The sequence below is a fragment of the Streptomyces durocortorensis genome (assembly GCF_031760065.1).
Taxonomy (GTDB): domain Bacteria; phylum Actinomycetota; class Actinomycetes; order Streptomycetales; family Streptomycetaceae; genus Streptomyces.
In genome coordinates this window covers 4,898,338-4,924,498 of sequence record NZ_CP134500.1, presented here as the reverse complement: position 1 = coordinate 4,924,498, position 26,161 = coordinate 4,898,338, and the positions used below count along the sequence as shown (strand labels likewise).

The 26,161-nt window shown below is 73.3% G+C and carries 13 protein-coding genes; 11 read left to right on the top strand and 2 right to left on the bottom strand.

Going from position 1 to position 26,161, the window contains the following annotated elements; translation table 11 throughout:
• Window positions 1-43 precede the first annotated feature (43 nt).
• The 7 genes from RI138_RS21995 (at window position 44) to RI138_RS21965 (ending at window position 15,860) form a co-directional block, all read left to right on the top strand.
• Window positions 44-1,504, top strand: coding sequence for an MFS transporter (locus tag RI138_RS21995; RefSeq protein WP_398864333.1), 1,461 nt, complete (start codon window positions 44-46; stop codon window positions 1,502-1,504).
• Complete coding sequence (locus RI138_RS21990) at window positions 1,449-4,655, top strand: type I polyketide synthase (protein ID WP_311121296.1); 3,207 nt, start codon at window positions 1,449-1,451, stop codon at window positions 4,653-4,655. Before RI138_RS21995 ends, RI138_RS21990 begins: the two co-directional genes overlap by 56 nt.
• Entirely contained in the window at window positions 4,652-10,297 is a 5,646-nt protein-coding gene (locus tag RI138_RS21985) for a MupA/Atu3671 family FMN-dependent luciferase-like monooxygenase (RefSeq protein WP_311121295.1), read from the top strand. The genes RI138_RS21990 and RI138_RS21985 overlap by 4 nt, the downstream gene beginning before the upstream one ends.
• Complete coding sequence (locus tag RI138_RS21980) at window positions 10,294-11,595, top strand: M18 family aminopeptidase (protein ID WP_096627187.1); 1,302 nt, start codon at window positions 10,294-10,296, stop codon at window positions 11,593-11,595. Before RI138_RS21985 ends, RI138_RS21980 begins: the two co-directional genes overlap by 4 nt.
• 74 nt (window positions 11,596-11,669) lie before the next feature.
• On the top strand, window positions 11,670-12,395 hold the full coding sequence (locus tag RI138_RS21975; RefSeq protein ID WP_311121294.1) for a thioesterase II family protein: 726 nt from the start codon (window positions 11,670-11,672) through the stop codon (window positions 12,393-12,395).
• Window positions 12,392-13,231, top strand: a complete 840-nt coding sequence (locus RI138_RS21970) for an SDR family oxidoreductase (protein WP_311121293.1) — start codon at window positions 12,392-12,394, stop codon at window positions 13,229-13,231. The genes RI138_RS21975 and RI138_RS21970 overlap by 4 nt, the downstream gene beginning before the upstream one ends.
• Window positions 13,232-13,271: 40 nt before the next feature.
• Window positions 13,272-15,860 carry a non-ribosomal peptide synthetase gene (locus RI138_RS21965; protein WP_311121292.1) on the top strand — a complete coding sequence of 863 codons (2,589 nt, stop codon included), beginning with the start codon at window positions 13,272-13,274 and terminating at the stop codon, window positions 15,858-15,860.
• 73 nt (window positions 15,861-15,933) lie between these two features.
• On the opposite strand, the gene RI138_RS21960 is transcribed toward RI138_RS21965, so the two are convergent.
• Window positions 15,934-17,487, bottom strand: coding sequence for a ricin-type beta-trefoil lectin domain protein (locus RI138_RS21960; protein ID WP_311121291.1), 1,554 nt, complete (start codon window positions 17,485-17,487; stop codon window positions 15,934-15,936).
• Window positions 17,488-17,593: 106 nt separating this feature from the next.
• Here RI138_RS21960 and RI138_RS21955 point away from each other — a divergent pair, with 106 nt between their 5' ends.
• From RI138_RS21955 to RI138_RS21940, 4 genes are all read left to right on the top strand, one after another.
• Window positions 17,594-19,009, top strand: a complete 1,416-nt coding sequence (locus RI138_RS21955; protein ID WP_311121290.1) for a class II fumarate hydratase — start codon at window positions 17,594-17,596, stop codon at window positions 19,007-19,009.
• Window positions 19,010-19,054: 45 nt separating this feature from the next.
• The gene (fomD, locus tag RI138_RS21950; RefSeq protein WP_311121289.1) at window positions 19,055-19,741 is read left to right on the top strand and encodes a cytidylyl-2-hydroxypropylphosphonate hydrolase; all 687 of its coding nucleotides are present in this window, start codon (window positions 19,055-19,057) and stop codon (window positions 19,739-19,741) included.
• A gap of 385 nt (window positions 19,742-20,126) precedes the next feature.
• The gene (locus tag RI138_RS21945; protein WP_311121288.1) at window positions 20,127-22,031 is read left to right on the top strand and encodes a SpoIIE family protein phosphatase; all 1,905 of its coding nucleotides are present in this window, start codon (window positions 20,127-20,129) and stop codon (window positions 22,029-22,031) included.
• A gap of 174 nt (window positions 22,032-22,205) precedes the next feature.
• Window positions 22,206-23,669 (top strand): catalase, encoded by a 1,464-nt coding sequence (locus RI138_RS21940; protein ID WP_096629608.1) that lies wholly within the window; start codon window positions 22,206-22,208, stop codon window positions 23,667-23,669.
• An 86-nt stretch (window positions 23,670-23,755) separates the two neighbouring features.
• Here RI138_RS21940 and RI138_RS21935 read toward each other — a convergent pair whose 3' ends face one another.
• Window positions 23,756-25,987, bottom strand: coding sequence for a transglycosylase domain-containing protein (locus tag RI138_RS21935; protein WP_311121287.1), 2,232 nt, complete (start codon window positions 25,985-25,987; stop codon window positions 23,756-23,758).
• Between the last annotated feature and the right edge of the window lie 174 nt (window positions 25,988-26,161).

Sequence of the window (26,161 nt, the reverse complement as noted above, 5' to 3'; positions counted from 1 at the left end):
CCGAGCGCCGGTCTTCGATGAGGATGTGCGGGTGACATCTCGAATCGGCAGCGCGGACGGTCCGGCGGCGAACGGGACGGGCGGCGACTCCCCGAACGCACGGGACACCGCGGTCTCCGAGCGGCGTTTTCGATTCCTCGTGGCCGGATATGCGCTGTCTTCGTACGGCACGTTCCTGAATATGGTGGCGCTGAATCTCTTCGTCTACGAGACGACCGGCCGGGCGCTGGCCATGGGGCTGTTCATGGCGGTGCGGCTCGCCTCGGGATTTGTGGCGGGATTGATCGTCGGCGGCCTTCTCGCCCGTTTCACCGCGAAAAGCATCATGCTGTGGGCGAATGTCGGCCAGGCCTGCGTGATGCTGGTGCTGGTCCTGGCGCCGGACGATCTGCTGACCGGGGCGCTGATGGCCGTCTCGGTGGTGATCGGGGCGTGCGGGACGCTGTTCATGGTGGCCCTGCGCAGTTCCATCCCGGAGATGGTCGGTGAGGACCGCAGGTCGTGGGCGAACTCCCTCTCGATCACCGGCCGTTCGCTGGCCATGGTGGCGGGGTTCGCCTCGGCGGGCGTGGTGGTGTCCCTCGTCGGGTACACGGCGGCGTTCCTGATCGACATGGCGACCTTCGTGGCCTGTGCGGTGACGGTGGCCGTGCTGCCGATCGCGGGTGGCAAGGGGGCGGGGGCCCTGCCCGGGGCTTCCGGGACGGCGGACGAAACGGCGAAGGAGCCGGGCACGGAGGCCGCCGGGAGGAAGGACGGGGAGAGGGCCGGGCGGCGGTGGACGCCCGTGGCGTTCCTGGCGCTCGCCGCCGCCCCCGGTCTGGCGCTGATGGTGGCGCTGCGCGGGGTGGACGCGTTCGGTTCCTCGTCGCACAACGCGGCGCTGCCGATCTACTCGACCAGCCTGGACTCATCGAACCCCGCGGTGTTCGTCAGCGCGTTCTGGTGTGTGTGGGCGCTCGGCAACATCGGGGCGCAGCAGGTGATCCAGCGGTACACCCAGCGCACCGGCCGGTCGGTGGGGCCGCTCGGTTTCGGTTACGGCACGGTGGTGATGTCGGCGGCGTTCATCGCGGCGTTCGCCGGGTTCCCGCTGGCGGTGACGGCGGTGATCGCATTGATCGCGGGAGCCGCGGACGGCCTGACCGAGGTCTCGTACACCTCGCATCTCCAGACACTTCCGGCCACCTTGCGCGGTCACGCCTTCGGTCTTTCGGCCACTTTCGAGAACCTCGGTTTCGGCGTCGGCATGATCCTGGTGGCGGCGGCCCTCGACCGGTTCTCCCCGCTGGCCGTGGTGGGCTGGTCCCACGGCGCCGCCATCGTCGTCGCCGCCGTGTTCCTGGTGAGGGTCGCGGGACTGCGACGGGCGGACCGCGAGGGGCTTCCGCGGAACGCGGAGGGCGCGGGGCGTGCGGGGCGTGCGGGGCTGCGAAAGGAAGAGGCAGTTGAGGGACGACCGGATCGCGGTGATCGGGACGGCGCTGAGGTTCCCCGGGGCTGAGAGCCCCGAGGCGTACTGGCGCGACATCCGGGCGGGGGTCTCCCGCGTACGCCGGTTCACCCGGGCGGAGTTCGCGGCGGCCGGGGTGCCGGCGGAGGAGTACGGGCAGCCGGAGTACGGCGGGGCGAGCGCGCTCCTGGCGGACGTGCACGGCTTCGACGCCGGGTTCTTCGGGATGAGCGGGCGGGAGGCGGACCTCACCGACCCGCAGCAGCGGCTGTTCCTGGAGTGCTGCTTCCACGCCCTGGAGGACGGCGGTTACGCGGGCGGCGGCAACGGCGGTGCTGACGCGGGCGGCGACCGTGCGAGCGCCGGTTCCGTACGGATCGGGGTGTACGGCAGCTGCGGCTACCGCCTGTACTCGCTGCACAGCTATCTGGCGACGCACCTGGCGGCCGAGGCCGGCTCGGACGACTGGATGACGGCGAAGCAGGTCCAGGTCGGCAACTACCCGGACTTCACCGCCACCCGGGCGGCCTTCCGGCTCGGTCTGACCGGTCCCGCGCTCACCGTGTCGACGGCCTGCTCCAGCGCACTGGTCTCGGTCCACCTGGCCTGCCAGGCGCTGCGCGCCGGGGACGCGGACCTGATGCTGGTGGGCTCCGCGGCCCTGCACCTGCCGCAGGTCAGCGGCCACGTGCCGGTGAAGGGCTCCACCCTCTCCCCCACCGGCACGGTCCGGGCCTTCGACGCGGACGCGGACGGCACGGTCGGGGGCAACGGGGCCGCCGCCGTCCTCCTGAAGCCGCTGGAGCGGGCGCTGGCCGACGGCGACACCGTGCACGCGGTGATCCTGGGCTCGGCGGTCACCAACGACGGTGCCGGCAAACGGGGGTTCGCCGCGCCCGGGGTCGCCGGGCAGCGGGACGCGGTGCTCGGGGCGCTGCGCGCGGCGGGCGTGGACGCGGCGTCGATCGGCTACGTGGAGGCGCACGGCACGGGCACGCTCAAGGGCGACCCGATCGAATTCGCCGCCCTGACCGAGGCGTTCCGCCGCCATACGGACCGGACCGGCTTCTGCGCCCTCGGCTCGACCAAGCCCGCCATCGGACATCTGGACAGCGCGGCGGGGCTCGCGGGGCTGGTCAAGGCCGTCGAGGTGCTGCGGCACGGGGTGGTCCCGCCGCTGGTGAACTTCTCCCGGCCCAACCCGGCGCTCGCGGTGGCGGACAGCCCGTTCCTGCTGCCGGTACGGGAGTCTCCCTGGCCGCTGGCCGGGGTCCGGCGGGCCGGGGTGCACTCCATCGGCATGGGCGGGACGAACGCACACGTGATCCTGGAGCAGGCGCCCGAGGCCGCTCCGGCGGGACAGGGCGAGCAGCCCGCCCCCGTACCCGCGCTGCTGCCGCTCTCGGCGGCGGACGGGGACGCGCTGCGGGCGTACGCCGCCTCGCTGCGCGACCGTCTGGCGAGCGGCACGGCACCCGCCCCCGCCGATCTGCTGACCACCACCGCGCTCGGGCGGCGGCTCCTGCCGCACCGCCTGGTCGTCACCACGGCCGACCCGGTGGCCGGGCTCGACGCGTTCCTCGCCGGGGCTCCGGCGGGCGAGGCGTACGCCACCGGGGTCGCCGACGACGTGAAGGACCCGGTGTTCCTGTTCAGCGGGCAGGGCGGCGGCCACCCGGGCATGGGCGCGGAACTCGCCGCGCGCTTCCCGGTCGTGGCCGAGGTGCTGGAGTCCTGTGCCGGGGTGTACGCGCAGGAGACCGGCCGGGGCGACTTCCTGGACCGGATCGTCGCGGGACGGGGCCCCCAGCGGTGGGACACCGCCTTCGCGCAGCCCGCCCTGTTCGCCCTCCAGCTCGCCCAGGCCCGGCTGTGGGAGAGGCTCGGGATCACCCCGGGCCGGGTCGCCGGGCACAGCGTCGGAGCGTACGCGGCGCTCTGCGTGGCCGGGGCGCTGGACACCGAGGACGCGATGCGCCTGGTGTGCGGGCGCGGGCGGCTGATGGAGGAGGGGACGGCCCGGGGCGCGATGGTCGCCGCGTTCGTCGCCAGGCCCCGGGTGCGCGAGCTGCTGGCCGCCGTCCCGGGCCTGGAGCTCGCCGTGGTCAACGGGGCGCGCCACCATGTGCTGGGCGGTCCCCCGGAGGCGGTGGACGCGGCCCGGGGGCTGCTCGCGGCACGGGGTGAGGCACATGAGGTGCTGGCGGTGGACCGGGCGTTCCACACGGCACTGCTGGACCCGGTGCTGGAGGAGTTCGGGCTGCTCGCCGACAAGATCGAACTGCGCCCGCTGCACACGGAGTTCGTCGACGGCGTCGACGGTTCGGTGCGCCCCGCAGGCTGGCGCCCTGACGCCGCGTACCTGGTCGCGCAGGCCCGCCGTACGGCCGACTTCGCCGCCGTCCTGGACCGGCTGGCCGGGGCCCCGGTGCTGCTGGAGCTGGGCCCGTCGGCCGTGCTGACCGGGATGGTCCGCCGGTCGCTGCCGGACGCGGTCTGCGTACCGGCCCGGCACTGGGAGCGGGCGGTGGCCGCACTGCACTGCGCCGGGGCTCCGGTGGACTGGGCCGCGCTGCTCGACGGGGGCGGCGGACGGCGCGTCCGGCTGCCCACGTACCCCTTCCGGCGCCGCTCCCACTGGAGCGGCCCGGTCCCGTACACACCGACCACACCGCTCACGGAGCTGCCTGCCCCGCACGGCAGGGCAGCTCTCCCATCCCCACGCACCACGGAGGACCGCATGACCGAACAGGCCGTACTGGACAGGGTGCTGGAGCTGACCGCGCGCCACCTCGGCCACCGCCCCGCCGAGGTCGGTGCCGACCGCACCTTCGTGGGTCTCGGCGCGGACTCGCTCCAGCTCATCGGGATGGTGCGGCAGTTGGAGGCCGAGTTCGCGACGGAGATCAGCATGCGGGAGATCCTGGAGGAGGCGGGCACACCCCGGCTGACGGCCGCGCTGATAGCCGGGCGGAAGGCGCCCGGGAATCCACGGGAGACGGTGGAGCCGGCGGCCGGGCCGCGTGAGGAGCCGGTTTCGGCGTCCGGCGAGCCGGTGTACGCGACGCGCGCCGAGGTCGCCGCCCTGTCGGAGCAGATACGTCAGCTGGCCGAGACCCAGGCCGCGATGCTCACCCAGCTCTCCGAGGCGGTCGCCCTGCTGACCGGCCGCGCCGGGAGCACGGGGACGGACGCGCGATGAGCGCGACGACGAACGTGTCCGCCGACGCCGTGGCCAGAGCGGCGGAGCTGTCCCGCAGCCTCACCGCCCAGCTGGCGGCGGCCCGCGACCAGGCGGCGGAAGCGGCGGCACCCGCCGCCGGAACGACCCCGCACGGCCCCCGGCTCGTCGTCGACGCGGCGGGCGGGATGGCCGGGGCGGGCGCGGACGAGGCCCAGCGGGCCCACACCGCTTCCCTGATCCGCCGGTTCACCGAGCGCACCCGCACCTCCAAGGAGCTGGCCCGGCGGCACCGTTCGGTGCTCGCCGACAGCCGGGCCGTCGTGGGCTTCCGGGACGCCACCAAGGAGATGCTGTACCCGGTCGCGGCCCGTTCGGCGCGGGGCTCCCGCCTCATCGACGTGGACGGCAACGAGTACACCGACATCACCATGGGGTTCGGCGCCCTCCTCCTCGGCCATGAGGCGCAGCCCGTCACCGACGCCGTGGGCCGCCACCTCGCCGCCGGGCTGCGCTTCGGGCCCCGCTCCCCCGACACCGGGGAGGCCGCCGCCCTGCTCGCCTCGCTGACCGGCCTGGAGCGGGTCGCCTTCGCCTCGTCCGGTACGGAAGCGAACTCGGCGGCCGTGCGGCTGGCCCGCGCCGCGACCGGGCGCGACAAGATCGTCATGTTCCGGGGCTCGTACCACGGGCACATCGACTCCGTGCTGGGCCGGCCGGGCGGTCCCGGGCAGCACGCGGTGCCCGTCTCCCGGGGCATCCCGGACAGCGCGGTGGCCGAGCTGATCGTGCTGGAGTACGGGGAGCAGGAGTCCCTGGAGACGATCGACGCCCTCGGCGACTCGATCGCGGCCGTGCTGGTGGAGCCCGTGCAGTGCCGCAACCCGGGGCTGCGGCCGGTGGAGTTCGTGCGCTCCCTGCGCGAGCTCACCGCACGCCGGGGCATCGTGCTGCTCTTCGACGAGATGCTGACCGGGCTGCGCCCCCACCCGCGCGGCGCACAGGACCACTTCGGCGTGGTGCCCGACCTCGCCACGTACGGCAAGGCTCTCGGCGGCGGCTTCCCGATCGGGGCGATCGCCGGGCGCGCGGACCTGCTCGACGGGGTCGACGGCGGTTTCTGGCAGTACGGGGATGCCAGCAGGCCCCCGCGCGAGACGACGTTCTTCGGCGGTACGTACATGCAGCACCCGCTGTCCATGGCGGCCGCCCGCGCGGTGCTCACCCATCTCACCGAGCGGGGCCCCGGACTCCAGGAGCGACTGAACGCCCGCACCCAGGGCCTGGCCGACCGGCTCAACGCCTTCTTCCGGGACGAGGAATTCCCGCTGGAGCTGGCCCACTTCGGGTCGATGTTCCGCTTCGTGCACCGCGCCGACCTGGAGTTGCTCTACCACCACCTCCAGCTGCGCGGTGTGTACGTCTGGGAGTGGCGCAGCTTCTACCTCTCCACCGCCCACACGGACGAGGACGTGGACCGGATCGCCGAGGCGGTGGAGGGTTCGCTGCGCGAGCTGCGCGACGGCGGGTTCTTCCCCCGGGCTTCCCGGCCGCCGTCGCCCGCCCTCCAGCGGCAGGCGGACCGCCCCGCCCCCGACTTCGGCGTCTACTTCTTCGGCGACTACCCGCAGAGCGACGAGAGCGGCGGGAGCGGCGCTCCCGAGGCGTACGACACCGTCTTCGAGACCGCGCGCTTCGCCGACGAGCGCGGCTTCTCCTCCGTGTGGCTGCCCGAGCGGCACTTCGACACCTTCGGCGGGATCTTCCCGAACCCCTCCGTCCTCGCCTCCGCCCTGGCCCGGGAGACCGAGCACATCCGGATCAACGCGGGCTCGGTCGTCCTGCCGCTGCACGATCCGGTGCGGATCGCGGAGGAGTGGTCGGTGGTCGACAACCTCTCCGGCGGCCGGGTCGGCATCGGCTGTGCCACCGGCTGGCACGCCCGGGACTTCGTCCTGCACCCGGACCGGTTCGCCGACCGGCGCGCCATCGCCTTCGACCACCTGGACCAGGTGCGGCGGCTGTGGCGCGGCGAGGCGGTGCGGCGGCGTACGGGCGAGGGCGCGGAGGCGGAGATACGCGTCCGGCCGCGCCCGGTGCAGGACGAGCCGCCGTTCTTCCTCGCCACCTCCGGGCAGCGCGCCTCCTACGAGGACGCGGCCCGGCGGGGGCTGGGGGTCGTCACCCATCTGATGAGCCAGAGCGTGGACGAGCTGGCAGCGAACATCGCGCACTACCGGCGTACGCGGGCGGCGTGCGGGCTCGTCCCGGAGGCCGGGCGGGTGACGGTGCTGGTGCACACCTATCTGGGTGAGGACCACGCCACGGCGCGGGCCGATGCGCTGGAGCCGATGGTGCGGTATCTGCGGTCCTCGCTGATGATGCGTTCGGCCGCCACCGCGCTGGACCACGGGCGCGGGGACGTGGCGGCGGCGAGCGAGGAGGATCTGGACTACCTGTTCCGCAGGGCTTACGACCGCTACTGCGACCAGCGGGCCCTGATCGGTACGCCGGAGAGCGTCGCCCCGTTCGTGGCCGCGCTGCACCGGGCCGGGGTGGACGAGATCGCCGCTCTCGTCGACTTCGGGATGGACCGGGAGCGGCTGCGCGCGGGCCTGGAGCACCTGGACGTCCTGCGCCGCCGGACGCGGGAGCGGGGCGGCGAGGATGCGGAGACCGTCGCGCCCGCCACCTCGGCGCAGCGGCGGCTGTGGCTGGCCGCGCAGTTGCTGGCGAACCCGGCGGCGTACAACGAGACCCAGTCCGTGCGGCTGCGGGGGCCGCTGGACGAGGCGGCGCTGCGGACGGCGGTGGACGGGCTGTTCGAGCGGCACGCGGGGCTGCGGACGGTGTTCCGGCCCCAGGACACCGGGAGCGGGCAGGACGCGCGGGGCGACGGGCCCGGCGCCTCCGGTCCCGGTGTCGTGCAGGTCGTCCGGAACGGGCTGCGCATCCCGTTGACGGTGACCGATGCCCGGGGGCAGGACCCCGGGCGGGCGATCGCAGCGCTGCTCTCCGAGGAGAGCGCCCGGGCCTACGACCTGGCCGAGGGCCCGCTGTTCACCCCGCGGCTGCTGCGGCTGGCCGAGGACGACCACGTCCTGGTCCTCGGCCTGCACCACATCATCACCGACGGGCACTCGGCGTCCCTGATCGCCGCTGACCTCCAGGAGCTGTACACGGCGGCCCGCGCCGGACGCCCGCCGGTCTTCGAGCGCCCCGCCGGGACCACCCTCGGGGCCCCCGAACCTCCCCACGACCCGGCCGACCTGGTCTGGTGGCGCGCGCACCTGGGCGAGAGGCCGCCGGTCCTGGCGCTGCCGACGGACCGGCCGCGCGGCCGCCGGGTGGCGGGGCGCGGCGGGGCGGCCGCCCGGACCGTGGACCGGGAGCGGGCGGACCGGCTGCGGGAGTGGAGCGGGCAGCAGGGCGTGACCCTGTTCGCCACCCTGTGCACGGCCTGGCAGCTGGTGCTGCGGCGGCGGGCGGGGCAGGACACGTTCCTGCTCGGCACGACGTTCGGGCGGCGGCGGCCTTCGACGGCGGACGCGGTCGGCTTCCATGTGGCGCTCCTGCCGCTGCGGCTCTCCGCCACGGACGCGACCCCGCTGCCGGAGGCCGTACGGGCCACCGGCCGGGCGCTGTTCGAGGCGGACGAGCACAGCGGGGTGGACCTGGACGCGCTGCTCGCAGCCGTCCGTCCGGCCCCGGGGAACCCGCGCCCGCTGGTGACGGTTTCGGTCGATCTGGACCGGGCGCCGCTGGCCGGAATCGATCTGCCGGGGCTGCGTTCGGAGGCGGTGGCAGCGGGCACGGAATCGGCGCCCCTGGAGCTGGCGCTGATGGCCGCCCATGCCCCGGACGGAAGCCTGCGGCTGCGGCTGCGCTACGACGCGGATCTGTTCGACGCGGAGACGGCTGACGGGTATCTCGCGGAGCTGGCAGCGCAGTTGGACGCGGTGACGGCCGCGCCGCACGGGGAGCCCGCCCCCGACACGGCCGCTTCGCCGCACGGCGAGCCCGCCGTCGGCACCGCTGCCCTCCTCCGCGAGGTCTGGGAGTCCGTCCTCGATGTGCGCGGCTTCCCCGCCGACAGCAACTTCTTCGATCTGGGCGGCAATTCCATCGCCGCGATCCGTCTCGTCAACCGGGTCCGGGACGCCCTCGGCACCGACTACCCGCTCGCGGACTTCTTCGCCGAAGCCACCCTGCGGGCCATGACCGAGCAGCTGACCGGTGGCGGCCGCCCCGCGGCGGCGGGGGACACTGCCCTCGTCGACCGCACCCCCGTCAGCGACCAGCAGGCCCGGATGATCGCCGGACACCACGCCATGCCCGACCCGGCGGTGTGGAACGTGCCGACGCGGATCACGTTCACCGGGGCGCTGGATCCGACGGCCCTGCGGTCCGCCGTGTCCGGGGTGATCGCCCGGCACGACGCGCTGCGGACCCGCTTCGCGCAGGAGGACGCGCCGGACGGGCCGTGGTGGCAGGAGGTGGTGGCGGCGGAGCCGGTGGCCCTGCCGGTGGAGGACCTGACGACGCTGCCGCCCGGCGAACGGCGCTCCCGGGCGGACGCCCTGTGCCGGGCGGACGCGGCGGCCCCCTTCGAGCTGGGGCAGCCGCTGTTGCCGAGGCTCCGGCTGCTGAGGGTCGAGGCGGACCGCTGGGAGCTGATGTTCGTCCTGCACCACGTCTGCGCCGACGGCTGGTCGCTGTCCGTGCTGCTCGCGGAGATAGCCGCGCTGTACACGGCGGCCGCCGCGGGTGTCCCGCACGGGCTGCCCGATCCGGCGATGCAGGCCCCCGGGTACGCACGGTGGCAGCGGGCGAACCACGATCCGGCGGCCGAGGAGGAGCGCGCCGCGTTCTGCGCCCGCTACCTCGACGGGGTGCCGTCCACCGTTCCCGTACCGACGGACCGGCCGCGTCCGCAGAAGCTGAGCGGGCACGGGGACACCGTGCGCGGGGTCGCGTCCGGTGCGGTGCGGGCGGCCGTGGAGAAGCTGGCGGCCGACCGGCGCACCACCCCGTTCGCGATCGCGGCGGCGGCGCTCGGGGTGTTCCTGACCCGGCTGTCCGGGGAGCCGGACACCTTGCTCAGCGTGCCGTACGCCAACCGCGAGGGCACCTCTTCGGAGTCGCTGGTCGCCATGACGTCCACGGCGGTGATGGTCCGCGTACGACTGGATTCAGCCAATCTTGACGAGAGCTGTGGGGACTTCGCGGTCCGTACGGGCGTGGGGGCACTCGGCGCCATGGCGCATGTGCTGCCCACCGCGCGCATCATGCAGGCGATGCGGGACGCGGGCGCTGTCAGCGTCCCCGACCGGGTACCGCACGTTCTGGCGTTCCAGAACTCGGTGGACACGGACATCGAGATCCCCGGCCTCCGGGTCGAGGTGGCCGATCTGGCACCGCCGCTTTCCCGCAGCGAGCTGTGCTTCGGGCTTGCGCCGCGCCGTGACGCAGCGAAGGGTTATCGAACGTTCCTGGAATTCTCCACCGACCTGTGGGACCACGAGACCGCCCACGACCTCCTCTCGTCGTACACCGATCTGCTCGCGGAGTTCTGCGCCCGGCCCGACCGGCCGGTGCGGGAGCTCCTTGAGGAGCCCCTCTCGCAGCCACTGCCGAACACCGGAAAGGCGGACGCCGTATGACTCCGGCCCCCCACCGCAGCCACACCGACGACCTGCTCGCCTTCATCGCCGCCAGCCCCTCCCCGTACCACGTGGTGGCCAGTGCGGCCCAGCGTCTGGAGAAGGCCGGGTTCCGCGAGCTGCGCGGCACGGACGACTGGACCGGCGCGACCGGTGGCTGCTTCATCAGCCGCGCCGGTGCGCTGATCGCCTGGTACGTCCCCGAGGGCGCGCCCGCCCACACCCCGTTCCGGATCGTCGGGACCCATACCGACTCCCCGAACCTCAGGGTCAAACCGGCCCCGGACAGCGGGACTTCGGGCTGGCGGCAGATCGGGGTGGAGATCTACGGCGGGGTCCCGCTGAACACCTGGCTCGACCGGGATCTCGGCATCTCCGGGCGGCTCGCGCTGCGCGGCCCCGACGGCACCCCGCGCAGCCGGCTGGTCCAGATCGACGAACCACTGCTGCGCATCCCCCAGTTGGCGATCCACCTGGACCGTACGGTGAACGAGGGCGTGGCACTGGACCGGCAGCGGCACATCGCGCCGATCTGGGCGCTGGGCGACCCTCAGGAGGGCGAGCTGCTGCGCCGGGTCGCCGCGGGCGCCGGGGAGGACCCGGCGGACGTGCTGGGCTGGGACCTGATGCTGCACGACATCCAGCCGCCCGGATACCTGGGCGTGGAGAGGGAGTTCGTCGTCGCGTCCCGGCTGGACAACCAGATCTCGGTGCACGCGGGGGTGAGCGCCCTGGTCGACGCGGCGACGGGAGCCACCCGGCCGTCCTTCGTGCCGGTGCTGGCCGCGTTCGACCACGAGGAGGTCGGCAGCGGTTCCGAGACGGGCGCGCAGAGCCCGCTGCTGGAGCGGACCCTGTCACGTTCGGTCTCGGCGCGCGGCGGCAGCGAGGAGGACTGGTCGCGGGCGCTTGCGGGCGCGTTCTGCGTCTCCGCCGACATGGCGCACGCGGTGCACCCCAACTACGCGGAGCGGCACGACCCCGACCACCGGCCGCTGCCCAACGGCGGCCCCACGGTCAAGGTGAACGCCAACCAGCGGTACGCCACCGACTCCACCGGCATCGCGATGTTCACCGCGGCCTGCGAGCGGGCCGGGGCGCCCTGGCAGCCGTTCGTCTCCAACAACGCGATGCCCTGCGGTACGTCGATCGGGCCGATCACCGCGGCGCGCCTCGGCGTCACCACGGTGGACGTCGGGGTGCCGGGTCTGTCCATGCACTCGGCGCGCGAACTGTGCGGGGTGCGTGACCCGGGCTACCTCGCCGCGATCCTGACCACGATCATGGTCGGGGACTGACCGGACCTCCCGGGCGGCAGCGACCGGCGCGGGATCCGTACATACAGACAGCGAAGAAGAGAACAGGAACGACCGTGGCCGACGAAGAGACCGTCCTCATCTGCCTGCCCTTCGCCGGGGCGGGTCCCTCCGTCTTCACGCCCTGGCAGGCGGCGGCGCCGGAGGGACTGCGCGTCCTCCCCCTCTCCCTGCCGGGCCGCGAGAAGCGGTTCCCCGAGCCCGCGTACACCTCGGCGGCCCCGGCCGTGGACGACGTGTTCGCGCAGGTGACGGCGGAGCTGGGCGAGGCGGGCGGCCCGGTCGTCCTGTTCGGGCACAGCATGGGCGCGGTCCTCGCGTACGAACTGGCGCACCGCATCGAGCGGTCGCCCGCGGCCCCCCGCCTGGACGCCCTCGTCGTCAGCGGCTCGCCCGGCCCCTGGACGCCGCGCACGGACCGGGCGGGCGATCTGCCGGACGAGGAGTTCGCGGTCCGGGTGCGGGAGTTCGCCGGGTACGACCACCCGGCGCTGGAGGTCCCGGAGATGCGGGAGCTGCTACTGCCGACGCTCCGGGCGGACGTCCGGCTCCACGAGTCGTACGCCCCGTCCGGCGACCGGCCGCTGGGGGTGCCGGTCATCTCGGTCCGGGGCCGGGAGGACACCCTCGTCGGGGCGGCGCAGGCGGCCGAGTGGGGCCGGGCGACGACGGGGAAGCTGACCGTGGCCGAGCTGGACGGCGGGCACATGTATCTCACCGAGCGGCCGGGCGCGCTGCTGGAGCTGGTCGCCGCCGAGGTACGCGCGGCGCGCGGCCGATGACGGGCGGCGGGGGGCGGCTCGCCGGGCGGACGGCGCTGATCACGGGTGCGGCGCGCGGTCTCGGCCGGGCCTGTGCGCTGACGTTCGCCCGCGAGGGAGCCGACCTGCTCCTGCTGGACGTGGCGGGCGAGCTGCCCGGGGTGCCGTATCCGCTCGGCTCCGCCTCCCAGCTCGCACACACCGCGGACCTCTGCCGCGAGGCCGGGTCCGCCGTGCTGACCCGGCAGGCCGACGTCCGGGACCTGGCGGCGCTCCAGGAGGCGGCGGACGCGGCCGAGGAGCGCTTCGGACGGATCGACGTCCTGGTCAACAACGCGGGGATCGCCGCCCCTTCGGGCCGCCCGGCGCACGAGATCGGCGAGGCCGAGTGGCAGCTGATGATCGACGTGGACCTGAGCGGTGCCTGGCGGGCGATCCGGGCGGTGGGCGGCCGGATGGCCGCTCAGGGGTCCGGTTCGATCGTCAACATCGCTTCGACGGCGGGGCTGGTGGGCTACCGGCACTTCGCGGGCTACGTGGCGGCCAAGCACGGTCTGGTCGGCCTCACGAAGGCGGTCGCCCTGGACTACGCGCCGCGCAAGGTCCGGGTCAACGCCGTGTGTCCGGGCTCGGTACGGGACGACGCGGCGATGGAGGGCCGGATGCTGGCGGAGATCGCCCGCTCGCTGGAGGTGCCGGTGGGTGAGCACGAGGAGACCTTCGTCCGGGACCAGCCGATGAACGCGCTGGTCGAGCCGGGCGATGTGGCGGCCGCGGCGCTCTGGCTGGCCTCGGACGAGTCCCGCCAGGTGACCGGCAGCGTGGTCACCGTGGACGGCGGCTTCTCCGCCCGCTGACCTCTCCGTCCCCTCCCCCGCACCCCGAGGAGCCGTGCACGTGCCGCCCACCCACCACACCCTGACCGTCCGCCTGCCTGCGGCCGCCACGGACGCCGAGCTCGCCGCCGCCCTCACCGCCGCCGCCGCGCTGTGGTGGCCCGGCGATCGCCGCCGCCCCCGGCTGTGGCCGGAGGCGGTGCCCGCCCCGGCCGGATCGGACGCGGCCGTCCGCCGCCGCGCGGCCGAAGCGAGCCGTCCCGTCGCGCCGGGCCACCGGCTGCGCGCGGTGCTGCTGCGGTACGCGGACGGGGAGCACGGACACCGCCCAGCCCCCGACCTCGTCCTGACCGCCGACGCCTGCGCGCTCGACGCCCACTCGCTGCGGCTGGTCGCCCGGGTGCTGCGGGGCGAACTGGACCCGGACACGGTCACCCCGCTCGACGGGCCGCTCCCCCCGGACCCGCACCTGGACGACGCGACCCGGCGGCTGGCGGCGGCCCTCGCGGTGACGGCCGGGCGGTACACGGGCGCGTCCTCGGTGCGGGTCGCCGTTCCCGTACCGGCGAAGGACCGGCCCCCGTACGCGCTGGGCGCACTCGACGGGTACGCGGTGTTCACGGCGGACCTGTCCCCCGGCCGTACGGTCGGGGACCTGCTCGCCACGGGACCGGCCGCCCCCCTGACCGAGGGCGAGGAGCCGCCCGCGCTGGGTCTGGTGGCGGATGCCGGAGGCGGGGCCGTCACCCTGCCTACCGGACCGGGTGCGCTACCCGCACCGGCACACCAGGTGATGTATGTGCGGGAGCAGTTGGCGACCTCTCCGCCCGACACGCGACTCTCCGCGCTCGATCCGCTCAGCGCGGCGGAAGGAGCGGCCCGACTCGCCCTGGGCGCACCCGATTCCACCTGGCGCCCCACTCCCCTCCGCATCGACGCCGCCTTCGCCGCGCAGGTCGCCGCCCGCCCCGACGCGCCCGCCCTCACCAGCGGCGCCGCCACCCTCACCTACGCCGAACTCGACTCCCGTGCGGAGGCGTTGGCCGACGGGCTGCACGCGCACGGCGTCCGGCCGGGCGATCTCGTCGGCCTCTGCCTGCCCCGCTCGACGGACCTGGTGGCGGCGATGCTCGCCGTGCTGAAGGCGGACGCGGTGTACGTACCGTTCGATCCGGAGCATCCGGCGGACCGGCGGGAGCGCACCGCGCGGGACGCGGGGCTGCGGCTGACCGTCGGGGACCCGGCCGCCCTCACCGGCCACCCGCCCCGGCCCGCCGCTGACAGGCGGGCGGCCGCCTGTCCCGCCTACGTCATCCACACCTCGGGGTCGACCGGTCGGCCCAAGGGTGTTCTCGTCCCGCACGCCAACGTCACCGCCCTGGTCGACGCCGTCCGCGACGACTTCGGCCTCTCCCCCGACGACACCTGGACGTGCTTCCACTCGGCCGCGTTCGACTTCTCGGTGTGGGAGATCTGGGGCGCGCTGCTGACCGGCGGACGGCTGGTGGTCGTGGACCACTGGACCAGCCGCTCGCCGGAGGACTTCCACGCCCTGCTGGTACGGGAGCGGGTGAGCGTGCTGAGCCAGACCCCGTCGGCGTTCACCCAGCTCGCGGCGGCCGACCGGGCCTCGCGGGCGGCGGTGGCCGTCCGGCTGGTGGTGCTCGGCGGCGAACCGCTGGACACCCGTCCGCTGCTGGACTGGTTCGACCTGCACCCCGAGGACCGCTGCCGCCTGGTCAACATGTACGGGATCACCGAGACCACCGTCCATGCCACCGCCACCACGGTGACCCGCCGTCAGGCCCTCGACGGCTCCCGGTCGGTGGGGCGGCCGCTGCCCGGCTGGTCGGTCCGGGTCCTGGACGCGTGCGGGCGGCCCGTGCCGCCGGGCGCCCCCGGGGAGATCCACGTGGGCGGGGCGGGCGTGGCGCTGGGCTACCTGAACCGGCCCTCGCTCACCGCCGAACGCTTCGTGCCCGACCCCCTGGACCCGGCGGGGCGGCGGCTCTACCGCAGCGGCGACCTGGGGCGGCTGCTGGCCGACGGGACCCTGGAGCATCTGGGCCGGATGGATGACCAGGTGAAGGTCCGGGGCTTCCGGATCGAGCCCGGGGAGATCCGCCACGTCCTGCTGGAGGACCCGGCGGTGTCGGCGGCGGCGGTCACGGTGACCGGCGGCGGGGAGGGGGACGCGGCGGCGGTCCGGATCGACGCGTACGTGGTCCCGGCGCCGGGCGCGGGCGAGGACCCCGGGCCCGTGCGGGAGCGGGCGGCGCGGCTGCTGCCCGCGCACATGGTGCCCGCGACGGTGACCGTCCTGGCCGCGCTCCCCCTCACCGCGAACGGCAAGCTGGACCAGGCCCGGCTGCCCGCGCCCGCCACCCACCGGGTCCCGGCCGCGGCGCCTCACGAAGCGTCCCGCGACAGCGGCCCCACGGCCGCCCTCGCCGCCGTCTGGCAGGAGGTGCTGGGCGTCGAGCAGGTCGGCCGGGACGACAACTTCTGGGACCTGGGCGGCAACTCGCTGTACGCGATCCGGATCGGCACGCTCGCCCGGGAGCGCGGGCTGCCCGGTGTGCGGCTGCGGCAGCTGTATCTGACCCCGACGCTGGGGGCGCTGTCGGACGCGCTGGCGCGGGAGCCGTGACCTGGCACGTGACGGCACGGGGGCGGCCGCGGCACGGCGACCGCCCCCGCTCACGCGGTGACGCACGCCGTCACTACGCGAACCGCTGCTTCGCGCTGCCGTCGCACGTCTGGAGCTTCAGCGGGTCCTTGGCCCCCGCCAGCGTCAGACACAGGCCGGTCGCCGCGGCCGGGCGGAGGGTGCCCGCCTGCTGGACGAACTTCTGGTTGGCCGCGCCGGAGCAGTTCCACACGATGAGCGTGGCACCCGCGTCGTACTCCGCGCCGGGCACGTCCAGGCACCGGTCGTGGCTGAGCGCGGTGCGCAGGGTCTGCGTACCGTTGTCGTACCACCAGTTCTGGTTGCGGCCGCCGTGGCAGTCCCAGCCGCCGATCGCGGTGCCGTTGCGGGTCACCGAGGCCGGGACGTCGACACAGGTGCCGGTCGCCTCGTTCGTCAGCGGGGTGAACAGGTCGTCCCAGGCCGCGCCCTGGAGCACCGGGTTCCCCGTGCTCGCCGGGTCGGCGCAGCTCGCCTCGCGCAGCCCGGAGTCGTACATCTGGGTCAGGCAGGAGGCGAAGGCCCGGTGGCCCGCCGCGTTGGGGTGGAAGGACTGCCGTACGGAGTTCTCGTCGGGCAGGCCGGGCTTGCTCAGGTCGATGTAGAGGCCGCGCGCCCAGGGGCTCTCGCTGCACACCTCGTGGCCGTGGAAGAGCCGGGAGTTGTCGAGGTAGGCGGCGCCGGTGGACGCGGCGGCCTTGCGCATCCCCGTCTGAAAGGCGGGTACGGCGGTGTTGCGGCCCCAGACGGTGTCGGAGTCGTAGCCCATGCCGCCGCAGATGAGCTTGCCGGGGAAGTCCGGGTTGTCGCGGAAGTCCGGGCCGATCGGGCTCGGGTAGCCCATGAGGACCAGCTTGTAGTCGCTGTTGGCGTACCCGGCCTCCGTCATGACGGTGCGCAGGTCGCGGACGGTCGCCTCGACCTTGGGGACGAGCGCGTCGACGCGGGCCTGCCAGCCGCCCGCGTACTTGGGCTCGCAGGGGCCCTGGAAGGTGAGGTAGCGCACCACGCAGTCGGTCATGACGGGGCCGAACTGGAGGTCGTCGTTGGCCCCGGCGACCAGGACGATCATCTTGATCCGGGTGTTGCGGGCCTTGATGGCGAGGCTGTCGCTCTGGACCAGCTCGTCGGCGTACTGCTTGTTTCCGCCGATTCTGATGTTCCCGGTATAGGCGCCGGAGCAGGAGACGTTGTACGTGACGTCCGCCGCGATGCCCGTGCGGTGGATGGCGGCCTCCGGCGAGCGGTGACACCAGTTGTCCGGCCCGTTGGTGCCGGGGTCGTAGGTGCCGACGCCCTCGCCGGAGATCTCGCTGTCGCCGAGCGAGATCAGGCCGGTCTTGCGGTCGGCGAGCGGTCGCTCGGCGGGGCTGCCGTACAGCTGGGTGGCCTCGGCGGCCCGGACGGCTTCCAGCGCGGGCGGGAGAGGGGTGGATGCGATAGAGCTGGTACCCGACTCCGCCGCGCCCGCGGGCCCGGCGGCCGCCATACCGCCGACCGCCGCCGCGAGAGCGACGGCGGCGGCGACCGTACAGCGGAGCCGGCGAAGGCTTCCGAGCCTTCGAAGTCTGTTGCTGGTGCGCCTCATTGCGCCTCCCGGTGAGTGGTTACCCCCGGTATTTACTGGCCGGTAGGCGACTTGGGAATAGATAGAACAAGACAAGTGCTCATCTTTTTCAGGAGGTTTAAACACCATGGTCGACACGTCAGGTACCGACGGGTTCCGGGTCGAGCACGACTCGATGGGTGAGGTGAAGGTCCCCGCGCACGCCAAGTGGCGCGCGCAGACCCAGCGGGCCGTGGAGAACTTCCCCGTCTCCGGGCAGCGTCTTGAGCGGGCCCACATCGAGGCGCTGGCCCGGATCAAGGGTGCGGCCGCCAAGGTCAACGCCGAACTGAAGGTGCTGGATCCGGACATCGCGGCCGCGATCCAGGAGGCGGCCGCCGAGGTCGCCTCGGGCCGCTGGGACGAGCACTTCCCGGTCGACGTCTTCCAGACGGGATCGGGCACCTCCTCGAACATGAACACCAACGAGGTGATCGCCACCCTCGCCTCCGAGCGGCTGGGCCGCGAGGTCCACCCCAACGACCATGTGAACGCCTCCCAGTCGTCCAACGACGTCTTCCCGTCCTCCATCCACATCGCCGCGACCGCCGCCGTCACCGCCGACCTGATCCCCGCCCTGGACCACCTGGCGGAATCCCTGGGGCGGAAATCGGCCGAATTCTCGGAGGTCGTGAAGGCGGGCCGTACGCATCTGATGGACGCGACCCCGGTCACCCTCGGCCAGGAGTTCGGCGGCTACGCGGCGCAGATCCGCTACGGCGTGGAGCGGCTGCGCGCCTCGCTGCCCCGGCTCGCCGAACTGCCGCTCGGCGGTACGGCGGTGGGCACCGGCATCAACACCCCGCCGGGCTTCTCGGCCGCCGTGATCGCGGAGGTCGCGGGCGCCACCGGGCTCCCGCTCACCGAGGCCCGCGACCACTTCGAGGCGCAGGGCGCACGGGACGGTCTGGTGGAGACCTCCGGCCAGCTCCGGACGATCGCCGTCTCACTGACCAAGATCTCCAACGATCTGCGCTGGATGGCCTCGGGCCCGCGCACCGGTCTCGCCGAGATCGCGCTGCCCGACCTCCAGCCCGGCTCCTCGATCATGCCGGGCAAGGTCAACCCGGTGATCCCCGAGGCGGTCCTGATGGTCGCCGCCCAGGTCACCGGCAACGACACGACGGTCGCCACGGCGGGCGCGGCGGGCAACTTCGAGCTGAACGTGATGCTCCCGGTCATCGCGAAGAACCTGCTGGAGTCCGTACGGCTGCTGGCCAACGCCTCCCGGCTGCTCGCGGACCGTACGGTCGACGGCATCACCGCGGACGCCGAGCGGGCCCGCGCCTACGCCGAGTCCTCGCCCTCCGTGGTCACCCCGCTCAACAAGTACATCGGCTACGAGGAGGCGGCCAAGGTCGCCAAGAAGTCGCTGAAGGACGGCACGACGATCCGCGAGACGGTCCTCTCCTCCGGCTACGTCGAGCGCGGCGATCTGACCCTGGAACAGCTCGACGAGGCGCTGGACGTGCTGCGGATGACGCGCCCTCGATCGGCCGGGTGACCTGAGTCCCAGCGCGCCGGCGGGAGCACTCCGTAAGATCCCTGCATGACAGGTACGGGAGAGTGCGCACGCTGGGCGCCGGGGGACCAGATCCTCTGGCGCTACCGCGACAACGGCCGGGCCCACCGGGCGGCTGACGCCCCGCCCGTGCACATCTGCCGCCCGGTGACCGTCGTCCAGGACACCGACGAGCTGCTCGCCGTCTGGATGGCGCCCGGCACCGAATGCGTACGGCCGGTGCTGGCCGACGGCGGGCAGGTGCACGCCGAACCACTGGCCACCCGCTACACCGCGCCGCGCACCACGGCCCGCTCGACCTGGTTCGGCTCCGGGGTGCTGAAGCTCGCCCGGCCCGGTGACCCGTGGTCGGTGTGGCTGTTCTGGGACCGGGGATGGATCTTCCGCAACTGGTACGTCAACCTGGAGGAGCCCCGCACCCGGTGGGCCGGAGGGGTGGATTCCGAGGATCACTTTCTCGACATCTCGGTGAACCCCGACCGCAGCTGGAGGTGGCTCGACGAGGACGAGTTCGCCCAGGCGCAGAGCGTCGGCCTGATGGACCGGGAGACCGCCGCCCGGGTCCGGGAGGCGGGCCGGGCGGCGGTCGAGGTGATCACGGGCTGGGGCTCGCCGTTCCGGGACGGCTGGGAGCACTGGCGGCCCGATCCGCGGTGGCAGGTGCCGCCCCTGCCGGATGACTGGGACCGCACCCCCGCCCATATGCCGTCGTGAGACCCTGGAAGCAGCCTTCGGGCGGCCCGGTGGGCAGGACCGGGCCCGCACAGGGCCGGACGCCGCAACCGGCGGACACCACACCGGAACTGACCACAAGTCATCGCACCGGTCGTACGGAGGGAACGGGCCACGGGCCCGGACGTTCCGCGCGGTCGCCGGGCCCACTACGAGGGGGTGGAGACATGCACGCCGTCCGCTGCCCCGTCACCGCGGCCGCCGCCGGAGGGATCGACGGTCGGCCAACTCCGCGGCGCTCGGTTTCGGCCCCGCGTACGGGGGCATCCGGTGACAGCCGTTGTTCTTACCGCGCTTGCCGGGGCACAGTAACGCCCCACGAGGTGACTGCCTCATACAACCGGCCCGGACGGACGGAATCCCACGCGTGACGGAGCACCCCACCTCCCACGAAGGCCGGCAGCCGCTCGCGGCCCGGCAGCAGGAGCGCACCCGGCCCCGGCAGCAGGACGCCGCGGCGGCCGCCGCCGCTGCCGCGATCCCGGGCCCGGCCGCCGCGCCCGCCCCCGGTCCCGGAGCGGCCGCCGTCGCGGACGCGCAGGCGGCCACCCGCCGCGAGGGCGACCGGCTGCGCTTCGTCGGCGCGGCCACCCGGCGGATCGCCCGGGGGATAGACCTGGACGAGATCGTCCTCGGCCTGTGCCGGGCCAGTGTGCCGACGTTCTCCGACGCGATCCTGGTCTATCTGCGCGATCCGCTGCCGGTCGGGGACGAGCGCCCGGTGAGCCCGTTCGTCCTGCGGCTGCGCCGCAGCGACCGGCTGCGCTTAAGCGACGAGGAGAGCGAGGCGGGCCCGGAGACGGAGCGGCTGCGGCCGATCGTCGTCGACCCGCAGGCCGACCTGATGCCCGCGGCCGAGCTGTGCGAGGTGCGGGCGGGCGGGGCGCTGGCCGAGGTGCTGCGCGGGGTGCGGCCGGTCTTCGGCGACTCCGCGGCGGCGCGGGCCGCCCTGCCCGAGCTACTGGGCCCCGGCCGCAGCGTCCCCACCGGGCACCGGGCGATCCTCGCCCCGCTGCGCGGCAGACGGCGGGTGATCGGGGCGGCGGTCTTCGTGCGCGGCACCGAGCGGGCTCCGTTCGAGGCCAGTGACCTGCTGGTCGCGGCGCAGCTGGCGACGCACACCGCGCTCGGTATCGACAAGGCCGTGCTGTACGGGCGCGAGGCCTACATCGCGGACGAGCTTCAGCGCACGATGCTCCCGGACTCGCTCCCCCAGCCCACCGGCGTCCGGCTCGCCTCGCGCTACCTCCCGGCGGCCGAGACGGCCCGGGTCGGCGGCGACTGGTGGTACGACGCGATCCCGCTGCCGGGCAGCCGGGTCGCGCTGGTCGTCGGTGACGTCATGGGCCACTCCATGACCTCGGCGGCGATCATGGGCCAGCTGCGGACGACGGCGCAGACCCTGGCGCAGCTCGACCTGCCGCCGCAGGAGGTGCTGCACCACCTGGACGAGCAGGCGCAGCGGCTGGGCAGCGACCGCATGGCGACCTGCCTGTACGCGGTGTACGACCCGGTCGCGCACCGGATCACCATCGCCAACGCCGGACACCCGCCGCCGGTGCTGCTGCACCTGGGCGGCCGGGCCGAGGTGCTGGTGGTGCCGCCGGGCGCGCCCATCGGGGTGGGCGGCGTCGACTTCGAGGCCGTCGAGCTGGACGCGCCCGCCGGTGCCACCCTGCTCCTCTACACCGACGGCCTGGTGGAGTCACGGCTGCGGGACGTGTGGACGGGCATCGAGCAGCTGCGGGAGCGCCTCGCGGCGACCGCGCAGCTCACCGGCCCCGACCACGCTCCGCCGCTGGAGGCGCTCTGCGACGACGTGCTGGACATGCTCGGCCCGGGTGACCGGGACGACGACATCGCGCTGCTGGCCGCCCGCTTCGACGGGATCGCGCCGAGCGATGTGGCGTACTGGTATCTGGAGCCGGAGGACGCGGCCCCGCGCCGGGCCCGCAGGCTGGCCCGGCGGGCGCTGGACCGGTGGGGTCTGGAGGAGCTGGCCGACGAGGTGGAGCTGCTGGTCAGCGAGGTGGTCACCAACGCGGTGCGGTATGCGGAGCGGCCGGTGACGCTGCGGCTGCTGCGGACCGACGTCCTGCGCTGCGAGGTCGGCGACGACTCCCCGCAGCTGCCCCGGCAGCGCCGGGCCCGGGACACGGACGAGGGCGGCCGCGGGCTGTTCCTGGTCAACCGGCTGGCCCGGCGGTGGGGGGCGACGCGGCTGTCCACGGGGAAGGTCGTCTGGTTCGAGATGGCGACCCGGGGGCAGTAGGGGCGGATGGGCGTTCCAGGTCCAGGTCCAGGTCCAGGTCCAGGTCCAGGTCCAGGTCCGCGGTGACGGACCGTGGCGAAATGTTGCCGACCCCGAAACGTCGGAGTTGACTGCATTCGTAGCGAAGCGACCTGAATGTCCCACGACCCCCCACGCCTCGACGGGAGGACGCTCGTGACCGAGAAAACTCCGCAGCTTCCGTACACCACGAACAACGCCGGAATCCCGGTGGAGAGCGACGAACACTCGCTCACGGTCGGCGCCGACGGACCGATCCTGCTCCAGGACCACTACCTGATCGAGAAGATGGCCCAGTTCAACCGGGAACGGGTCCCCGAACGGGTGGTGCACGCCAAGGGATCGGGGGCGTACGGGACCTTCGCCGTGACCAACGACGTCAGTCAGTTCACCAAGGCGGACCTGTTCCAGCCCGGCAGGCGCACGGACATGCTGGCCCGCTTCTCCACGGTCGCCGGTGAGCAGGGCTCGCCCGACACCTGGCGCGACCCCCGCGGTTTCGCGCTGAAGTTCTACACCGAGCAGGGCAACTACGACATGGTCGGCAACAACACGCCGGTCTTCTTCGTACGGGACCCGATGAAGTTCCAGGACTTCATCCGCTCGCAGAAGCGCCGCCCGGACAGCGGGCTGCGCGACCACGACATGCAGTGGGACTTCTGGACCCTCTCCCCCGAGTCCGCGCACATGGTGACGTGGCTGATGGGCGACCGGGGCATCCCGAAGACGTACCGCCACATGAACGGCTACAGCTCGCACACCTATATGTGGGTGAACGCGGGCGGCGAGCGGTTCTGGGTGAAGTACCGCTTCAAGACGGACCAGGGCATCGACTTCTACACCCAGTCCGACGCCGACTCCATGGCCGGGACCGACGGCGACGTCCACCGCCGGGACCTGTTCGAGTCGATCGAGCGCGGTGATCATCCGAGCTGGACGCTGTACGTCCAGGTCATGCCGTTCGAGGACGCGCCGGACTACCGTTTCAACCCGTTCGACCTGACGAAGGTGTGGCCGCACGGCGACTATCCGGAGATCGAGGTCGGCCGGATGACGCTGAACCAGAACCCGGAGGACTTCTTCGTCCACATCGAGCAGGCGTCGTTCGAGCCGTCGAACCTGGTGCCGGGCATCGGCCCGTCGCCGGACAAGATGCTGCTCGGCCGGCTGTTCTCGTACCCGGACACTCACCGCTACCGGATCGGCCCGAACTACGCGCAGCTCCCGCCGAACCGGCCGCGGCACGGGGTGAACTCGTACGCCAAGGACGGCCCGATGCGCTACGAGCCCTCGCGGACGGGGGCGGTCTACGCCCCGAACTCCTACGGCGGTCCGGCGGCCGACACCGCCCGGTTCGGTGACCCGGCCGGCTGGGCCACGGCGGGCGAGATGGTCCACGAGGCGTACAAGCCGCACAGCGAGGACGACGACTGGGGCCAGGCGGGCACGATGGTGCGCGAGGTCCTGGACGACGCGGCGCGGGACCGCCTCGTGTCCAACATCTCCGGCCATCTGCTGGACGGCGTGAGCGCTCCGGTGCTGGAGCGGGCCCTCCAGTACTGGCGCAATGTGGACAAGGACCTGGGCGACCGGGTCGCGAAGAAGGTCAACGGCGGCTGACCGGGCCGGTACGCACATGAGCCCGGTGCGCACATGAGTGAGGGGCGGACCGCACCGGTCCGCCCCTCACTCATGCGGTCAGGGCCTTACTGCGGGGGCGCTCCGCCGCCACCGGGCCGCTCACCCGGCTGGCCGTCGCCGTCCCCGGGCTCCGGCGGCAGCTCGGGGGTCTTCGTCGGCAGCGTGACGGGCGGGCTGCTCGTGGGCGGCGCCGGGGAGGACGGCGTCTCACTCGGCGTCTCGCTCGGCGTCTCGGAGGGCGTCTCGGGCGGGGTGGGCTCCTCGGACTCGGTGGGCTCCTCGGAGGGCGTCTCGGAAGGCGTCGGCGGTGCGGGCACCTCGCCGCGCTGCACGTCCTCCAGGTCGAACGTCTTGCCGGAGCCGCCGCCGAGGGCGCCGAGGGTGTAGTCGGCCCAGATCCTGGCCGGGAAGCCGCTGCCGCTGGCGCGGCCGGAGTTGGCCGTACCGGTCAGGGAGACCTGCTTGCGGCCACCGTCGCCCTCTCCGAAGAGGGCCACGACCGTGGCCAGCTCCGGGGTGTACCCGGCGAACCAGGCGGACTTGTTGTCCTCGGAGGTGCCGGTCTTGCCCGCCGCGTCGTAGGCGCCGGTGTTGGCCGCGCCGCCGGACCCGGCGTCGACGACCCCGGTGAGCGCCTTGGTCACGGTGTCGGCCGAGGCGCGGCTGATGGCCTGCACCCGCTTGGGCTTCTCGGCGTCCACCGTGCGGTCGCGGTGCTCGGCGGACTGGAGGATGTGCGGGGTGACCTTGCGCCCGTGGTTGTCGAGCGTGGCGTATACGCCCGCCATGTCCCAGGTCGAGGCGTTCATGGTGCCGAGCGAGACGGCGGGCCGCTCGGGGAAGTTCTTGTCCGGTACGCCGACGGCGAGCGCCGTCTCCTTCACGGCGGCGGGCGTCACATCGACGATCATCTGCGCGAAGACGGAGTTGACCGAGCTGTTCATCGCCTTCTGCACGGAGATCGGGCCGTAGCTGCGGTCGTCCTCGTTCTGCGGGCTGAACGGAGTGTCGCTGCCGACGACGGGCCGCCTGCTGGTGCCGTCGTACACCGTGTTGAGCCCGATCAGGCTGCCGTCCTGGGTCTTCGACTCGTTCTCCAGGGCGGAGGCGAGCACCAGCGGCTTGAAGGTGGAGGCGGGCTGGTAGTCCTGGCGGGTGGCGTTGCTGATGTAGTGCTTGATGTAGTCCTCGCCGCCGTACAGGGCGACGACCTTGCCGGTCTTCGGGTCGACCGAGGTGGCGCCGGCCTGGACGGTGGCGTCGATCTTGTTGCCCTCGCGGTCGAGCTTGGACTCCAGCTGGTCCTCCACCGACTTCTCCAGCGCCTTCTGGCGCTTCTTGTCGACGGTGAGCGTGAACGTCCAGCCACCGGCCTCGCGGTCGGCGGCGGAGACGCCCTGCTTCTCCAGCTCCTTGTTGGCCGCCTCGACGAGGTAGCCGGCCTGACCCTCCATGCCCTCGGCGGGCTTGGGCTTGTCCGGGACGGGGAACTCCAGGCCGGCCTTCTCGGACTCGGTCAGCCAGCCCATCTCGACCATGTTGCGCAGGGTGTAGGCCCAGCGCTCCTTGACGAGCTTCTTGCCCGTGTCGGTGGCGGTGTGCCAGTCGTACTGGCTGGGGGCCTGGAGGAGGGAGGCGAGGTAGGCGCCCTGGGAGACGTCCAGGTCCTTGGCGTCGATGCCGTAGTACGCCTGGGCGGCCGCCTGGATGCCGCTCGCGCCGCGTCCGTAGTAGGCGGTGTTGATGTACCCGGCGAGGATCTCGTCCTTGGACTTCTGCTGGTCGACCTTGAGCGAGATGACCAGTTCCCTGAGCTTGCGGCTCACGGTGGGGTCCTGCGTCAGGTAGTAGTTCTTCACGTACTGCTGGGTGATGGTCGAGCCACCCTGCTTGCCCTTGCCGCTGAGGGTGTTGAAGATGCCGCGGGTCGTTCCCTTGAGGTCGACGCCCTGGTCCTTGTAGAAGGTCTTGTTCTCGGCGGCGACGAAGGTGTGCTGGACCTTCTTGGGCACCTCGTTCAGGTCGACGATCTGGCGGTTGACGCCCTTGCCGGTACGGGCGAGGACCGTGCCGTCGCTGTACTTGTAGACGTTGCTCTGCCGCTCCGCCATGGCGTTCGCTGCGGCGGGGACGTCGACGTACAGGTAGAGAGCGCCGAAGGCGCCCATCCCCAGCAGGATGATCCCGAAGAACGTACCCAGCAGCTTCTTCCACGTGAAGAGTCTGCGTATGCCGCCGCTCTTCGCAGCCCGGCGCGACCCTCGCGCCTGAGCTCGTCGCGCATCCGCTCGACCCATTGCTGTGTTGCTCCCGCTTCTCTGCTCGACCCGCTCGCTCGGTCTCCTCAGTCCGTTCCGACCTGCCAGCTAACACTGTCGGACGGGACAAATGGCAAGCGATCCGGTCTTTTACGGACGTGACAATCAGCACCCGTCTCCTAGGAACCGACTCCCCAGAGGTGGACAAGGTTG